This window comes from Spirosoma profusum, from assembly GCF_014699005.1.
GTDB lineage: Bacteria > Bacteroidota > Bacteroidia > Cytophagales > Spirosomataceae > Spirosoma > Spirosoma profusum.
Window position 1 is genome coordinate 278,885 of sequence record NZ_JACWZY010000002.1, and the last position, 16,078, is coordinate 294,962.

The 16,078-nt window shown below is 45.8% G+C and carries 20 protein-coding genes; 15 read left to right on the forward strand and 5 right to left on the reverse strand.

The genetic code is table 11. The features are described 5' to 3' along the window. The 13 genes from cyoE to IC229_RS03510 all read left to right on the forward strand — a co-directional run bounded on the left by cyoE (position 1) and on the right by IC229_RS03510 (position 8,724). The gene (gene cyoE / locus IC229_RS03450) at positions 1-879 is read left to right on the forward strand and encodes a heme o synthase (protein WP_190885529.1); all 879 of its coding nucleotides are present in this window, start codon (positions 1-3) and stop codon (positions 877-879) included. 9 nt (positions 880-888) lie between these two features. After that, a complete protein-coding gene (locus IC229_RS03455; RefSeq protein WP_190885530.1) occupies positions 889-1,479 on the forward strand; it encodes a cytochrome c oxidase subunit 3 in 591 nt (196 codons plus the stop codon). 15 nt (positions 1,480-1,494) lie between these two features. Further along, positions 1,495-2,292 (forward strand): cytochrome c oxidase subunit 3, encoded by a 798-nt coding sequence (locus IC229_RS03460; protein WP_190885531.1) that lies wholly within the window; start codon positions 1,495-1,497, stop codon positions 2,290-2,292. Between the two features lie 15 nt (positions 2,293-2,307). After that, positions 2,308-2,637, forward strand: coding sequence for a cytochrome C oxidase subunit IV family protein (locus IC229_RS03465; protein WP_190885532.1), 330 nt, complete (start codon positions 2,308-2,310; stop codon positions 2,635-2,637). A gap of 3 nt (positions 2,638-2,640) precedes the next feature. After that, a complete protein-coding gene (locus IC229_RS03470) occupies positions 2,641-3,351 on the forward strand; it encodes an SCO family protein (RefSeq protein WP_190885533.1) in 711 nt (236 codons plus the stop codon). A gap of 4 nt (positions 3,352-3,355) precedes the next feature. Beyond that, positions 3,356-3,898, forward strand: coding sequence for a DUF420 domain-containing protein (locus IC229_RS03475; RefSeq protein ID WP_190885534.1), 543 nt, complete (start codon positions 3,356-3,358; stop codon positions 3,896-3,898). 11 nt (positions 3,899-3,909) lie between these two features. After that, on the forward strand, positions 3,910-4,191 hold the full coding sequence (locus tag IC229_RS03480; protein ID WP_190885535.1) for a hypothetical protein: 282 nt from the start codon (positions 3,910-3,912) through the stop codon (positions 4,189-4,191). A gap of 52 nt (positions 4,192-4,243) precedes the next feature. Beyond that, positions 4,244-4,513 carry a DUF983 domain-containing protein gene (locus IC229_RS03485; protein ID WP_223833837.1) on the forward strand — a complete coding sequence of 90 codons (270 nt, stop codon included), beginning with the start codon at positions 4,244-4,246 and terminating at the stop codon, positions 4,511-4,513. 193 nt (positions 4,514-4,706) lie between these two features. Continuing rightward, a complete protein-coding gene (locus IC229_RS03490) occupies positions 4,707-5,312 on the forward strand; it encodes an RNA polymerase sigma factor (protein WP_190885537.1) in 606 nt (201 codons plus the stop codon). Further along, entirely contained in the window at positions 5,281-6,183 is a 903-nt protein-coding gene (locus IC229_RS03495; protein WP_190885538.1) for a hypothetical protein, read from the forward strand. Before IC229_RS03490 ends, IC229_RS03495 begins: the two co-directional genes overlap by 32 nt. Beyond that, positions 6,180-7,196 (forward strand): hypothetical protein, encoded by a 1,017-nt coding sequence (locus tag IC229_RS03500; RefSeq protein WP_190885539.1) that lies wholly within the window; start codon positions 6,180-6,182, stop codon positions 7,194-7,196. Before IC229_RS03495 ends, IC229_RS03500 begins: the two co-directional genes overlap by 4 nt. A gap of 2 nt (positions 7,197-7,198) precedes the next feature. Further along, on the forward strand, positions 7,199-8,038 hold the full coding sequence (locus IC229_RS03505; RefSeq protein ID WP_190885540.1) for a Rossmann-fold NAD(P)-binding domain-containing protein: 840 nt from the start codon (positions 7,199-7,201) through the stop codon (positions 8,036-8,038). Between the two features lie 53 nt (positions 8,039-8,091). Further along, positions 8,092-8,724, forward strand: a complete 633-nt coding sequence (locus tag IC229_RS03510) for an acetyltransferase (RefSeq protein WP_190885541.1) — start codon at positions 8,092-8,094, stop codon at positions 8,722-8,724. 54 nt (positions 8,725-8,778) lie between these two features. Here IC229_RS03510 and IC229_RS03515 read toward each other — a convergent pair whose 3' ends face one another. Beyond that, positions 8,779-9,783 carry a toxin-antitoxin system YwqK family antitoxin gene (locus tag IC229_RS03515; protein WP_223833838.1) on the reverse strand — a complete coding sequence of 335 codons (1,005 nt, stop codon included), beginning with the start codon at positions 9,781-9,783 and terminating at the stop codon, positions 8,779-8,781. Positions 9,784-9,896: 113 nt separating this feature from the next. On the opposite strand from IC229_RS03515, the gene fcl reads away from it, so the two are divergent. Next, the gene (gene fcl, locus IC229_RS03520) at positions 9,897-10,838 is read left to right on the forward strand and encodes a GDP-L-fucose synthase (protein WP_190885542.1); all 942 of its coding nucleotides are present in this window, start codon (positions 9,897-9,899) and stop codon (positions 10,836-10,838) included. Positions 10,839-10,925: 87 nt separating this feature from the next. Here fcl and IC229_RS03525 read toward each other — a convergent pair whose 3' ends face one another. The 3 genes from IC229_RS03525 to IC229_RS03535 form a co-directional block, all read right to left on the reverse strand. Beyond that, positions 10,926-11,684, reverse strand: coding sequence for a tetratricopeptide repeat protein (locus IC229_RS03525; protein WP_317171518.1), 759 nt, complete (start codon positions 11,682-11,684; stop codon positions 10,926-10,928). A 96-nt stretch (positions 11,685-11,780) separates the two neighbouring features. Continuing rightward, on the reverse strand, positions 11,781-13,181 hold the full coding sequence (locus IC229_RS03530) for a DEAD/DEAH box helicase (RefSeq protein WP_190885544.1): 1,401 nt from the start codon (positions 13,179-13,181) through the stop codon (positions 11,781-11,783). Between the two features lie 63 nt (positions 13,182-13,244). Further along, positions 13,245-14,144: a fructosamine kinase family protein gene (locus IC229_RS03535; protein ID WP_190885545.1), complete on the reverse strand. Its 900-nt coding sequence runs from the start codon at positions 14,142-14,144 to the stop codon at positions 13,245-13,247. A gap of 100 nt (positions 14,145-14,244) precedes the next feature. On the opposite strand from IC229_RS03535, the gene IC229_RS03540 reads away from it, so the two are divergent. Continuing rightward, positions 14,245-15,441: an anhydro-N-acetylmuramic acid kinase gene (locus tag IC229_RS03540; protein WP_190885546.1), complete on the forward strand. Its 1,197-nt coding sequence runs from the start codon at positions 14,245-14,247 to the stop codon at positions 15,439-15,441. A gap of 103 nt (positions 15,442-15,544) precedes the next feature. On the opposite strand, the gene mog is transcribed toward IC229_RS03540, so the two are convergent. Beyond that, on the reverse strand, positions 15,545-16,069 hold the full coding sequence (mog, locus tag IC229_RS03545; protein WP_190885547.1) for a molybdopterin adenylyltransferase: 525 nt from the start codon (positions 16,067-16,069) through the stop codon (positions 15,545-15,547). Between the last annotated feature and the right edge of the window lie 9 nt (positions 16,070-16,078).

The window sequence follows — 16,078 nt, forward strand, 5'->3', positions numbered from 1 at the left end:
ATGGAAAAAGTAACTGCAATAGCTATTCGAGCCGAAAAAGCTAAAGCATATATTGAATTATTGAAACTGAAACTGACGCTGGCGGTTGTCTTTTCCGGCGTGTTCGGTTATTGCCTGGCGGTCGATCAAATCAGTTGGTGGAAAATAGCTGTACTTACAATTGCTTCAATTTTCATTACGGGTGCCGCCAACATTATCAACCAAATTATTGAAAAAGAGTCGGACAAAGTTATGAAACGTACTGCGGTACGTCCTTTACCAACTGGCCGCCTGAGCGTTCGGGAAGCAACCATTTTCGCTTTTCTCTTATTCAGTATTGCCTGCTACCTCTACGTTCAATTTTTTAACATTCGGACGGCTGCGCTTGCGGTACTTTCCTTACTATTATACGGGTTTGTTTATACACCCTTAAAGCGTAAGGGGCAAATTGCTGTATTTGTTGGGGCATTGCCCGGAGCTTTTCCTCCAATGATTGGCTGGGTTGCGGCTACGAACCACTTTGGCTGGGCTCCAGGTATTTTATTCGCTATTCAGTTTTTCTGGCAGTTTCCGCACTTTTGGGCAATAGGTTGGCTGGCATTTGATGAGTACAAAAAAGCGGGTATTCAGATGATGCCTGGAAATGGAAAGACAACTGAAACGGCCTTCCGTATCATGATTTATACGTTGTTTTTGATTCCCGTTGGTTGGCTACCTTACCTGTTGGGAATGACAGGTATTAATTCAGCCCTGGTAGCTATGATTGGGGGAATCTTGTTTCTGGCGCAAACGTTCCATTTGATGAGAACCTGCACAGACAAGGCGGCCCTGCAAATGATGTTTGGATCATTGCTCTATTTACCAATTGTGCAGATCGTTTACCTGCTCGATAAAGTATAACAACAAAACATGAACGAATTAGTAAACAATATTTCAATTGTAGAAGAGCCAGAGGAAACTCTCTCGATGAACCCCCGTAAATTCATTTTATGGTTATTCATTGTGAGTATTATTATGCTCTTTGCGGCAATGACCAGTGCCTATTTGGTACGTAGAGCCGAAGGTAACTGGCTGGAATATGACATTCCGACAATCTTTAGTTACAGCTCAGTTGTTCTGGTAATTAGTAGTGTGACTATGCATTGGGCGTACCTGGCTGCAAAAAAAGACAATTTTGGCAGCCTGAAGATTGCGATAACTATTACTTTTGTACTCGGAGTCATCTTCCTGTATATGCAGTTTCAGGGCTGGGTCGATTTAGTCAATGAAAATGTGTTTTTCGTTGGCAATCCCGCCGGTTCGTTCATGTATATTTTTACAGGATTACACGGCTTCCATTTGATTTCGGGATTAATCGTGCTGATAGTAGCGTTGATCGCAGCTTTCCGTTTAAAAATCCACGCAAAAAGCCTGAATCAGATAGAAATTGCCGCTACTTACTGGCATTTTTTAGACATTTTATGGTTGTATTTGTTTTTCTTTTTAGTCTATTTTCATTGATAATCTTTTAGACGCATGGCGGCTAGTGTAACCCACGATACCCTGACGACCGATTCAGACGCAGTTTTTGATAAAAAGATCTGGATGGGCGGTGTCGAACCCATGAAAGTGAGCTACGGCAAGCTGATGATGTGGTTCTTCCTGATTTCGGATACATTCACTTTCTCAGCGTTGCTGGTCACGTATGGCTTAATTCGCTATAGCTACCCAGCCTGGGACCCCGCTATTTATGGTGAAGTATTTAAGTTTTCGAACTTGTACTGGCCAACCCCCGAAATGGTGTATGCAGCGTTGCCATTTCTGCATGGCGTACATGCCCCACTGATTTTCGTGGGTATCATGACCTTTATTCTGATTTTTAGTAGCGTCACCATGGTATTGGCCGTAGAAGCTGGACACCGGATGGATCAGGCAGATGTAGAAAAATATATGCTCTGGACAATTCTGGGCGGTTTTACCTTCCTGGGAAGCCAGGCTTGGGAGTGGAGCCACTTTATTCATGGTACAGAAACTGGTACTACGATCAGCGAAATTATAAATGGGCAAACGATCCAACGTACCATTTTTGGCGCTAATCTCGTCGAAAATCAGTACGGACCACCAGCTTTTGCCGACCTGTTTTTTTTCATCACGGGTTTCCACGGAACACACGTTTTTAGTGGCGTTGTTTTAAATATCCTGATTTTCTACAGAGCTGCCACCGGCCTGTACGCTCGTCGTGGGCATTACGAAATGGTTGAGAAAGTTGGTCTTTACTGGCACTTTGTTGATCTGGTTTGGGTATTCGTCTTTACGTTCTTCTATCTAGTTTAATAACCGATTTTTACCATGTCTGATCACACACACGGTACACACGAAGTAGGTGAAATCCCACCTGCCAATACAGGTATTATTTGGCGGACCTTTTGGATACTATTAGGTATTACGATGATCGAATTTACACTTGCTTATCTTATGAAAGCGGGTGGAATGCGGACTTCAATTTTCGTCATAATGACGTTAGTGAAAGCCTTCTATATTGTTGGCGAATTCATGCACTTAAAACATGAAGTAAAAAGCCTAATCTGGGCAATTGTTATCCCAATTGTCTTTATTGTTTGGTTACTGGTTGCATTACTGGCCGAAGGTGGTTCAATTGGTACTTCGGTTTTTGGTTAATACATGACGACATCTGGAAAGGCCGGGATTCTGCTCGCTACGTTGCTGATCCCGGCTTTACTGTATCTATTTCTTCGCTTTGGTACGCAAAATCACTACGTACTACCACGCTACTTGCCCAAAATTGACTCAGCCAAAGGTGAACCATTACTGGGTAAAGTTAAATTGGCCAACGGAAACGTAGTAATAGATACAATTTATAACCGTATACCACCTTTTAGCCTTATTGATCAGGACGCTAAATCGGTCAATGAATCGATTGTAAAAGGGAAAATATACGTAGCAGACTTCTTCTTCACTCGCTGCGGGACTATTTGCCCCCGTATGTCATCCCAACTGACACGCGTACAGGACATTTTTCGAAATAACCCTGATGTAATTTTCCTATCGCATACCGTTGATCCTGAACACGACCGGCCTGAAAAGCTTAAAGCCTACGCGAGGAAATACGAAGCGATACCTGGTAAATGGTATTTTCTAACGGGTAGCAAAGACGCTATTTATGAACTTGCCATGCATGGATATTATTTACCAACTGTCGATGCGGGCGTGAAGGAAGGCAAACCCGACGAAACTTTTATTCACAGTGAAAAGTTGGTTTTAGTAGATAAAGAAGGGATTGTCAGAGGGTTCTATGATGGGACTGACAAAGAAAATGTTGATCGTTTAGTACTTGAGATTCGTGTCTTGCTAGATATTTACAAAAAAGAATAAGCAAATGGACGTAGTAGAAGCCGCTCAGGAGCAGAAAGCGAATCGGGTCATTAATGGGCTGGCTTTAGCCATTCCGATTGCCGTAGCTGTGCTGCTGGGTATCCGTCGGAAGGTGGACTTGGGGGAATGGACAACGTACCTGCCGCACATAAACGGTGTGATTAATTCAATTACCTCTATTTTGCTTCTATTAGGCTTTTACTTCATCAAACAAAAGAACGTAGTGGCCCATAAGCGAACAATGTTAGCCGCTTTTGCATTAGGTTCTGTTTTTTTAGTGTGTTACGTTCTTTACCATTTAACAAACGAATCGACTCCGTTTGGAGGAGAGGGCTGGATACGTCCGGTTTACTATTTCCTCCTGATATCGCATATTGTGTTATCGGTCGTTGTGGTTTGGTTCGTGCTACGAGCCGTGTATTTTGCGTTGAGTGGACAAATTTTAAAACATAAACAGACCGTAAAATACGCGTTTCCAATCTGGCTTTACGTTAGCATTACAGGCGTAATCGTGTACCTGATGATAAAACCGTATTATATTCATTAACTTATAAGAAAATGAAACGTTGGCAAGTGTGGTTGATGATTGTTCTGTTGATGGCTGTTACGCCTGACGTAATGGCGCAGTGTGCCATGTGCCGGAGTACTGTCGAGAGTACGATAAGTAACGGACGTAGCGTTGTGGCGTCGGATTTAAATTTTGGTATTCTGTATCTGCTACTAATCCCTTATCTGATCGTTGCATCAATTGGCTATTTGTGGTATCGTCATAGCAAACAAGAATATGGGCGACGTATCGAGATTGCAGGCCGCGTTAAACGGGCTATGTCCCAGGTGTAGGAAAGGGAAAATTTTTAAAAGGCCCTTTTACACACCCAAAGGATTCGACGAAATGTATGAACATTGTCCGCATTGCGGACTACGTTACGAAGTCGAACCCGGTTATTTTATTGGTGCCATGTATGTTAGCTATGCAATTTCTGGTGGCGTTGCTTTGGTAGTTGGTTTCCTGCTATTTTATTGGGCGGGCGATCCCGAAGGATGGGTTTATGCCGCTGTTGTTGCACCACTCATGATCTTAATTGCCCCTGTTAACTTTCGAATTTCGCGCGTAATCTGGTTGCATTACGTAGCAGGTATTAAATATGTGAAAGGGCTGTAACAAGCCCTTTTTTATTGGGCAAGAAAATTGCCGGACAAAAAATTACACCAGATGCAACCTGCTACGTTCTAACTTGCATCTTAGTAGTGAACCTGAACGAAATAAATGAATAATGTAAAATGAATAATGATCAATGTTCTATGAGCAGGCAATTATTCATTAATCAGTATACATTACTCATTTAAGTATACCTATGCTCCGACTTATACCGTTTTTTACAACCGAAGCGCAGTTGATTACTGCCTTGAAGCGTGGCGAAAGTCGCGCCCATAAGGTTGTTTATGAACGATTTGCGGGAAAAATGCTGGCGGTATGTACGCGTTATTGCGCCAATCGTGCCGATGCCGAAGAAGTGATGCTGGATGGGTTCATGCGGGTGTTCGAAAAAATTGAGCAGTTTCGGGAGCAGGGGAGTTTTGAGGGCTGGATTCGCCGGATCATGGTAACAGAATCATTAATGTTTCTACGCCGGAATAGACAATGGCGTCAGGAAATTCCGATTGATGAAACGACACCCGAACCCGATTATGAATGGGCCGATGCCGCACTAAATGAAAACGATTTGCTACGTATGGTGAATCAATTGCCCGACGGTTATCGTACCATATTTAACCTATACGCTATTGAAGGATACGCCCATGCTGAGATTGCCGAAATGCTGGGTATTTCGGAAGGGACATCCAAATCGCAGTTAAGCCGGGCACGGACACTGTTGCAGACGAACTTAAAGAAATTAGAACAGGAGCCGGAATACCGGTCTGACTACTATGAAAAAACATACCGAAAAACAGCCCATTGACGACTTGTTTGCCCGAAAACTGGGTGATATGTCGCTGAGACCTAGCGCTGATGGTTTCGAGCGTTTACAGGCGCGTATGGGCCAGCAGACGGCAGAAACCAGGCTTGTTTTCTGGAGAAATCCGGCAATGCAACGCTACGTATCGGCAGCCGCTTGTTTGGTACTGGTTTGTACTCTGGGCTGGCGTTACTGGCCAAATAGCGATAAAGCAATTTCTGGCGGCCCCAACGTAGCAGTCAATAAATCGCAAACAACGCGTCCCAAAAATCCCGTAAATCCAGCGACCGAAGTTCTGACAAAGCAATCGTCATCTGACGATGCTACGTCTGCCCAACCTGCTACGTTAGCCAATGAACAAACGCAGTTGGTAGCCAAAACGCCAAGTAAACGTAGCAAACTAACAACGCAGCCTATACATGAACAGAAATCGGTGGGGGCTCCCGAACGTAGCGAACCTGTTTTAGCGAAGATAGAATCAACGCAGTCACATCCAACTATAGAAAACGCACGTCCGAACGTAGCACAAATTGATCCGATGAATTCTGGTCAGATTGCGTCTCCTGAAAGAACTGTAAAACCAATAGCTGCTTCTGAGCGGGTTCTGGTTGTAACGATTGCTGAACCGGAAGCATTGGCCGCTGCCCGTCAGGATGTAAAAGAAGTCAACGCAGAAAAATCGATAGCCGACACGGATCAGAATCCAGAGAAATCAGCGAAAACGGGTGGTTTATGGAATCAGGTAAAACGCTTCAAAGAGGGCGAAATATTTGCCCGACGTGATAACCAGCCTAGTGAAGACCGAGGTTTGTTAAGTCGGGCTTATACGGGCCTGAAACATAGTTTAGAGAAAGATAAATCCACCAAACAATGAATACGTTACTGCGTGTGGTAATTGCCACACTTATCAGTACTGCGACATGGAACGCTCACGCGAAATCACTGGGACCTACTGATTCATTAGTGATTCGATTTGCCAATCGGACGAGACTGGTTATTTATGCGCCCGACAAAGCTGGTATTCAGGCGCTATCGAACTACGATCTCAACAAGATTGTGCGCGAAATGGGCATGAAACTGGATTCAGTTCCGGGTGGACAGACAGCTATTTCGCAGGGAGGAGACCGATTTTTGAAAGATACGGTGCTGGTCGTTAAAACCGATAATAACACTACCACAGTCACAACTGAAAAAGTTACAGTCGAACGTAGTGAATCCGATAAGCAGCGAGATCGTGACAGGGAGGAAGAAGAACGTAGAAGGCGCAGGCGGCACGAAAACCGAGGGCCTGATATAGGCGGTAGCTTTGGTCTTAATAGTTTCATTCAGCAGAGCCCAACTCCAGCTTTCCCCGAAACGGACTATGATTTATTGCCCTTGGGATCTCGGTACGTTGCACTATCAATAGGGGCTACACCTACACTCATTCCAGGTCGTTATGCTGCGTTGAAACTGTATTATGGTGTTGAGGTAGCCTGGAATAATTTCATGTTCGATGGAAACAATATGGTTGTAAAAGGTAATACAACCGTCGAATTTCCAGATGCGGGCCGTGAATTACAGAAAAGCAAACTGACAGTCTGCACAATTGGTCTTCCAGTGGTGCCACGGCTAACATTTTACAATAGCAGTGGTCGCAAGGTTGGTCATTTTGGGGTAGGAGGTTACATTAATTATAGGCTTGATAGCTATCGGAAAATAAAAGAAGCAGATGGCAGCACTGACCGGCGTCACTTCGATTTTTACCTCAACAATTATCGTTATGGGGTAATGGCTCAAGTGGGTATTCGAAGCTTCGACTTTTTTGTGAAGTATGATATTAGTCCGCTTTTCCAACCTGGAAAAGGGCCGGACGTTCGGGCGCTCAGCTTCGGCATTGGCCTGTAATTATGCCTAATCAAACCATTTCGATTATTGGCCTGGGCTGGATTGGTTTGCCACTCGCCGAAAATTTAGTAGCCGAAGAATTTCGTGTAAAAGGCAGCGTTACGTCCGCTGAAAAAAAGGCAACGTTACGTGAAAAAGGTATTGATACATATCAGCTTCAATTAAATCCTGAGCCAATTGGCGATCTGGACACGCTACTTCAAACCGATACGTTGGTCATTAACGTACCTCCAAAAGCCGGAAAGTTCGGTGATACGTATCATCCGCAGCAAATTCAGTTTTTGACTGATGCCATACAAAATTCGCCTGTCAGGAACGTTCTCTACGTTAGTTCAACGTCCGTCTATCCTGACATAAGCGCCGACGTAGCGAACCACGTAGTGCGCGAAACTGACGTAACATTACTTGATCACTCAGCAGCCCCTGCCTTGTTTCAGGCGGAAGATTTGATACGTGGCCTTTCGCCAGATCGGTTGGTGACCATTGTCCGTTGCGCTGGGTTAATGGGTTACGACCGCATTCCCGGTAAATACGTAGCAGGACGTAGCGTAGACAGTGGCAGGCTGCCCGTTAATTACCTGCACCAGGACGATGCTGTTGGTATTTTAACAGCCCTGATTCAACAGCCCATTTCTGGCACGTTCAACGCCGTCGCTCCAGAACATCCTGCCCGTGAAGCCATCTATCGGAAAAGCTGCGCGCAATTTGGCTACGGATTACCCACCTTCGTTGAACCTAAGGGATTGTTACCTTATAAAATCGTGTCAGGCCAAAAACTTGACGAAGCCACTCGCTACATCTTTAAATATTCGGATCCTTTGCAATTTTTCTACAAGCGATAGGTGTTACAATAGATAATCACGTTCTCATAACGTAGCTAATACGTATCAACTTAATGAAAAATCCAGTGCTTATTTTCGGAGCAGGTAGCCTTGGCGTAACGGCTCTGGACCTGTTTCAACGTAATAACGTAGTAGTTTATGGTCTGCTCGACGATACTAAAGAACTGCATGGAAAGGAATTCGGCGACGTATCAGTTTTGGGCGATACCGACGATGATGGCTTTCTAAAATTAATCGGTCATAAATGTGAAGCGTTTGTGGCTATCGGCGATGCGCGGGTCCGTAAACGGCTTGTGAAGATGCTGAACGAACGACGCAAAGTGCAGCCCGTCAACGCCATCCATGATACATCCATCGTTTCGACTTTGGCCAGTATAGGCCACGGAAATTTAATTGCAGCCAGAGCGGTCGTTAATCCATATGCTGAAATCGGGCATCACTGCATCATCCAGTCGGGAGTTGTTATCGAAAGTCAGGCCAAACTAGGTGATTACGTTCAAATTGGAACGGGTAGCCTGGTTAGCAGTGGAGCTGTGATAGAAGAAGGAGTGTTTGTTGGGGCAGGAGCTGTTATTGTCGCGGGAATTACGATTGGTAAAAATGCCCGCGTTGGTGCAGGTTCGGTCGTGATTGAGAACGTAGCAGCAGGCGCAACAGTCTTCGGGAATCCAGCGAAAGGGGTTTAGGTAAGCGTAGCGCGGACGGTCTGCCATTGCAGTGGACCGTCTGCGCTACGACACCTAATTATTCGTTTCGTCGTCCTCTACGACTTTCTCTTTGGCGCGTTCGAACGTTACTTTTCCTTTTTCATCCCATTCCGTAAGAACGAACGATTCGAACTCGCTGTCCCAACGATCTGCCGCGTGCTGTATGAGTTTTCGGCGCATCCGTCGGCCACTTGGATTGATAGGATAATATTCAGTCCAGCGACCAATTTTAACGCCATTGTCGTATTTGCCTTCTTCGGCCAGCAACCCATTTTCGTGGAAGGCCATATAGCTTCCTTTCACCTTGCCATATTCGACCGGAATAATTTCTTTGATTTTATGATGCGATGAATCATAGAACACCAACCTTGATTCGGCCGGAACACCCCGAAGCCAGCGCATTTTGTCGGTAAGCATGAAATGGGTATCGTATTTTTCCCAGCGACCATCTTTCATACCCGCATAGTAAAAACCTTCTTCAACGAGGTCACCGTTCTGATACCGTTTGTAAGGGCCATGCAACAATAAACCATTGCCTTCGTCGCGGACAATTGAACTCGTTACGCGTCCTGATTTCTGGTAATACCGATAAATTTCGCGAACGTAAGGAAGGGGCTTAGCTGCGTCATTATCGCGCAAAATATGAAATTCTTCCACAATGGTCCGGTCGCCACTACCCAGTTTGGTATAGGCTTTCACCATCGACAAGCCTTCATACTCGCTTTTTGACTGCTTATTTTTGGCTTTTTTGTCAGCTTTTAACTTTTTAAGCTGTTTCACTTTCAGCCCCAAATCTTTAACCTCAGCCAAATACGAATCTTTTTGCTCTTTCAGCGAAGACATACTCGGCAGACCAAGCGTGGTTAACGATGAAGGCACTGATGAGAACGGAGAAGCTGGTGCGCCGGACGATTCTAATACTGGTTTCGACGCCGTAGTCAACGACGACGGGGCCGTTGGTGGCTGGGCATGAGCAAGTGTCAACGATCCGTTGAATAACAAAAGAAGAATTGGGAGTTTTAAATCAGAAGCAAACATGGCGTCTGGAAACGGTTGTGGCCTTAAGTTTGTTACTTTTGCAACGTTAAAGAAAGCTTTATTATTTTATCATTCAACCGTCTGCTTGTCTGCGGTTTGTTTCTTAGTCATCTGTGGAAAAACAGGCTCGTATTTATATTGCCGGACATCGTGGTATGGTGGGTTCGGCCATTACTCGTAAACTTCAATCGGAAGGTTATACTAACCTGATCACCCGTACTTCATCCGAACTGGATTTACGCAACCAGGCTGCTGTCGCCGATTTTTTCGCGGAGGAGCAACCTGAATATGTATTTCTGGCGGCCGCTAAAGTTGGCGGTATCATGGCCAACAACACCTATCGTGCCGAATTTCTGTATGATAACCTCATGATTGAATCAAATATCATTCATCAGGCTTATGTAACAGGCGTTAAGAAATTGTTGTTCCTGGGTTCGTCGTGTATTTATCCGAAACTGGCTCCGCAGCCCCTAAAGGAAGAATATTTGCTGAGCGGTTTTCTGGAAGCAACAAACGAGCCATACGCTATTGCTAAAATCACGGGTATAAAACTTTGTGAGTCATACCGGAGTCAGTACGGTTGTAATTTCATTTCGGCCATGCCAACCAATCTGTATGGGCCAAATGATAACTACGATTTGCAGGGTTCGCATGTATTACCAGCACTGATTCGTAAGTTTCACGAAGCGAAAATCAACGACCAACCCTCTGTTGAAGTTTGGGGAACCGGGTCGCCACGGCGTGAGTTTCTCCATGCCGATGATTTGGCCGATGCCTGTTTCTATCTGATGCAGCACTACAGCGATGAGTCATTTGTGAACATCGGTACTGGTGAGGACGTAACGATACGAGAACTGGCCGAATTGGTGAAAGAAACAATTGGATTTGAGGGCGAACTACGCTGGAACACTGAAAAGCCGGATGGTACGCCCCGCAAATTGATGGACGTATCACGCTTGCATTCGATGGGCTGGAAGCATACAACCGAGCTTAAAGAAGGTATCGAACAAACGTATCAGGATTTTCTGGCGAACGAGGTATTGTACGTCGAATAGCCAACATATTCGCTCATAAAAAAGCCATCGTATTCACCGATGGCCTTTTTATTGGATTATATCCGACGACTTAAGACTGACGACTATTTACTTAAATACTCCTTTGGGGTCAGGTTGTTTAGCCAATAATTCATTAAGGTATGTTAAATCGAGTGACGACAGATCGATGCTACGTGCCTGGTGAAAATATTCCCAGGCTTTGGGATAGTCGGCTTTCAGAAATTGAACGACGGACAGCTTCTGAAAGGATAACGCGTTCGGGTTTAACGTAACGGCACGATGTAAATGCGCTTCTGCTTCTGCCAGCATATCGGCATCGGGTTTATCCTGGTAACATTTAATTTCGACCGTTGCCAAATCAGTTAATAAAACGGTGTTACTGTCGGCTATTGCTGTTCCTTTTCTCAGTATCTTGATGGCGTCTGTCAGGTGGTTTTTCTGGTAACAAATTACGCCTAGCCCCCAGTACGCATCGACATTGTCGTGGTTGAGCAACCAGGATAAATTAAAGCGATGGGCTGCCGTATCAAGTTGTCCTTTATCGACATAATCCCAACCACGGGCGGCAAAAAAATCGCTGGCATCTGAGCGGCTGGCGAAATTACGATCACAATCGTTCAGAAAACGGATTTCCTGGTCAATCTGATCGCTCGTTTTCGCGCTCTCATTCAGCAAAGGCAAAGTATTGACTTCGCCCCCGCTTGTTTCAATTGAGGTAGACTCTGTAGATTGATTTGACTCCTGATGGGTGGTTGGCGTTTGAACAGCCGTACCCGAACGCGCTGATATAATAAGCTGCTTAGGCTGGGCTACCGACAAAATTGGCAAGCCAACGAAAGAATACACTATCAGTTTTATCCAAGTACGCATAGGGGGCACTAAACCACAGGTTTGGTTTCGATAAAACGAAAAAGGAACCGAAGTTAGTACATTCTCAGTGAATTACCGACGTCCGCGCCGTAAACTTGTACGCTTTGCTGGCCCCGATTTAGGTGCTGTATTTACACCCGGTCGCCGACTGACCAAACCAGACTTTGCTGGCTGATTACCAGCCGATTTCGATTTAGGCTTTTTTGACCCTTTGGGTAGGTTTTTTGCCTTTTTTTCGTGGAAAGCTCCCTTAAAATCAGGGTCTTCTTTTCTACGTTGCAGGTCAATTTCACGTAGCATATCCTGCTGCTCATCGAACGGCGTTTCGACAACTTCTACTTGGGGAGGTAATGGTTGCCGGGGAATAGTCATTCTGATGATTTTCTCAATTTTCTGTACGTGATATTCTTCGGCCATTGTCAGGAACGTAATGGCTTCACCCGTATGTTTAGCGCGCCCAGTTCGACCAATCCGGTGTACGTAATCTTCGTAAATCAGCGGCAAATCGAAATTGATAACGTGACTCACTTCCGCTACGTCGATACCACGGGCTGCTACGTCGGTAGCTACCAGAACCTGAAGAGTCCCGTCTTTAAAAGCCTCCATAGCGTTGATACGTGTATTTTGGCCTTTGTTGGCATGGATTACCCGAATTTTATCAGATTCAACCACTTTGCGGGCCAGAAACTTATAAATATTTTCGGCCGTGGTCTTCGTCCGTGCAAAAATAATGACGCGCTGGAATTGGTCTTTGCTGATCAGGTAATCAAGAAAATTGATTTTGGTGCGAAAATTTGGCACTTCATACAAAACTTGATTAACCATTTCGGCCGTCGATGCCTGTGGAGAGACTTCCACTTTAATAGGAGCTTCCAGAAATTCACCCGAAAGCCGTTCAACTCGCCCGCCAAACGTAGCAGAGAAAAGCAGATTCTGCCGTTTGGTGGGAATAACCTCTAAAATCGACCGAATCTGGGGCATAAAACCCATGTCCATCATTTTATCGGCTTCATCCAGCACCATCGTGCGGATTTCTTTCGTCACAATTTCGCCCATCCGATACAGGTCCATGAAGCGGCCGGGAGTTGCCACCAGTAAATCGACGCCTTTACGTAACGTTTCAATTTGTGTTTTTGGACCAAGTCCGCCGTAAAGTGCTACGTGCCGCAGATCGGTGTACTTGCCTATTTGCCCAACGGCTTCGTTGATTTGGAGAACCAGCTCGCGGGTGGGAGCCAGAATCAATGCACGAGGGTTCATGCCCTGCGCGTATTTTATTTTCATCAGCAGCGGAAGCAGATAGGCCGCTGTTTTGCCAGTACCGGTCTGTGCGATGCCCAGTACGTCATGATTACCCAGACTCAGCGGAATGGTTTTCTGCTGTATTGGGGTAGGTTCGGTATACCCCAGATCGGCTACAGCATTCAGCAACTGCCGGTTCAACTCAAATTGTTCGAAAGAAGTAAAATCCATAGGTGTTAGTCAACAGTCGATAGTCAACGGTCTTTTAAAACTACCGCCTATTAACTACCAACTCTAAAACTGTTTCAAAACTCGTTCTACACCGCTAACGTAGCCAGAGCCAAACAGATTCACATGAACCAGCAGAGGATACAGATTGTAGATGGGGATACGTTCGCGAAAACCGCTTTGCAAGGGGAGCGCTTCGTCGTAAGCTTCATAGAATCGCTCGTCGAAACCACCGAATAGGCGCGTAAAAGCAAGTTCGGCTTCGCGAAAGCCATAATAAATGGCTGGATCGATGAGTACCGGTGCGCCAGCTTCGTTGATCAATACGTTACCAGACCATAAATCGCCGTGGAGGAGGGCTGGACGCTCGGCTGGCAGCAATTCAGGAAGCTGGGCCTGAAGTCGGAAAAGGGCGTCATAAGTCGTTTTTGGCAGGAGACCTTTGTAAAGCGCCAGACCAGCCTGAGGCAGTAAGCGATGTTCAAAAAAGAAATCGTAGCCATTGCTCGTCAGGGTGTTTGCCTGAGCCAGTGAGCCGATATAATTATTGAAAAACAGCCCAAACTGAGCCTGAGTATGTGAATGCAGCGCTGCCAGCGATTGCCCCAATTTCTCCCAATATGTATCGCTGGGTGAACCAGCGTCAATATATTCCAGAACCAGATACGTTTTGTCGCCATGCCGACCGTGACCAATTACGTGCGGAATCGTAAAAGTCTTCGTTTTTCGAAGCACATGGAGCCCTTTTACTTCTGCCTCAAACATATCAGGAAGCCCTGCTTCATCCTGGTCATCGATATAATTCCATTTGACGAAAAAAGTACCCTCTGATGAAATTACCTGAGCGGCTGTATTGATGTCGCCCCCGGACAAAAACCGGGCTTCGAAAATGTCGACCTGGCGGCCCAATACCGCAAAGAGCGTTCTTTCAAAGAAGGTAAATTGTTCATCACCCCAAAAACTCATTCGTTTCGTAGTATATAGTGGACAGGTTTAGGTAGATTAACAGCCAAATTCATCGAATTTAGCCTGCAAAGTACTTATAAACAGGGATAATTAACTGAAAATGAACGCGCAGATTCAGCATTTATATAATATCGCCAGCAAAGCGGAACGACGTATTGTCGGATTAATGTCGGGAACGTCGCTCGATGGGCTTGACGTAGCACTATGCCGTATTTCGGGTAGCGGGCCCGCTACAAACGTAACGATTGAACAGTTTGAGACATTGCCTTATGACGATGAACTGAAGGCAGCTATTCGACGCGTTTTTGCCAGGAAAGAAATTGATTTTGAGCATCTCTGCTTACTGAATGCGTACATCGGTCGGTTACATGGTCAACTCATTCTTGATTGTCTGCATGATTGGAAAATAGAACCTGCTGACGTAGATATTATTGCCAGCCACGGCCAGACGGTTTACCATGCACCACGGACGCAACACCGTCAGGAAGAGTTTCCGAATGCTACGTTACAGATTGGCGACGGAGACCATATTGCCGCCGTAACGAGCATCATTACGTTCAGCGATTTTCGGCAGAAACACGTAGCACATGGAGGAGAAGGCGCTCCTTTAGCCGTTTACGGCGATTATTTTGTCTTCTCAAATTCAGGTGAAAATAGAATACTGCTCAACATGGGCGGCATAGCCAATTTTACGTACTTACCCGCTGATGCCGACGCCCGGAATGTATTTACAACCGATACTGGCCCTGGTAATACGTTGCTGGATGCTTACGCCCGGAAACTGCTGGGTAAAGCTTATGACGAAGATGGCAAGCTGGCTCGTCAGGGAAAACCCAACGACCAGTTGCTACAGGCGTTAAAAAAGAATCCATTTTTTGACGCTCCATTCCCCAAAACTACTGGCCCGGAGGTTTTCAATGTAGACTACGTAGCGAAAGCACAGGAGCAAAGTCAGACCGGTAATCTCTCAGCGGCCGATTTAATGACAACCCTTGTACAGTTCAGTGCCGATACCATCGTCGATAGTATTCGGCGCGTGATGCAGCCCCATGAAACGTATCGTATTTACATGAGTGGTGGTGGAATGCACAATCCAGCCTTAACCGACGCTATTATGCAGCAACTTCCAAACAGTACGTTCGGACGTACCGACGAGCTGGGTATCAATGGAGACGCTAAAGAAGCGGTGCTGTTTGCCGTGCTGGCCAACGAAAGCCTGGCGGGTGGTGTTACGTCGTTTGGTAATCGTCAGGGCGTGCCCAGCATAACGATGGGAAAAGTGAGTTTTCCAGGGTAGACTTGTCATTTTTTGTCATTCTGACGAAGGAAGAATCTTAATGCATCCAGATTCAGGAGTGAGGAAAGTTTAAGATTCTTCGTCAGAATGACAGAAGCCAACTCTAATTCTTTGGCCTGAACACACTCATCTTGGCTTCGTCGGTTGTCAAAAACGGGCCACCGATGAGGTCGATGCAGTAAGGGATAGCCGGGAACACGACCGACAGACATTGACCAATTGCTTTGGGACGTCCGGGGAGATTGAGAATCAGGGTTTTGTTACGTATACCCGCCGTCTGGCGTGATAGAATGGCAGTTGGTACGTATTTCAGGCTTTCCTGTCGCATTAACTCGCCAAAACCGGGCAGCATTTTCTGGCAAACAGCTTCAGTGGCTTCCGGTGTTACGTCACGTAGCGCTGGACCAGTACCTCCCGTTGTGACGACCAGACAGCAACTTTCTGAATCGGCCAGTTCAATCATCGTGGCTTCGAGCTGATCCTGTTCGTCGGGAATGATTCGGTAAACAGGTTCCCAGGGGCTCGTGAGCCACTCAGTAAGCAGACTTACTACGGCTTTACCGGGAATGTCTTCGTATACACCCGCGCTGGCCCGGTCGGAAACGTTAATAATGCCGATACGTATCATTGGATGTAG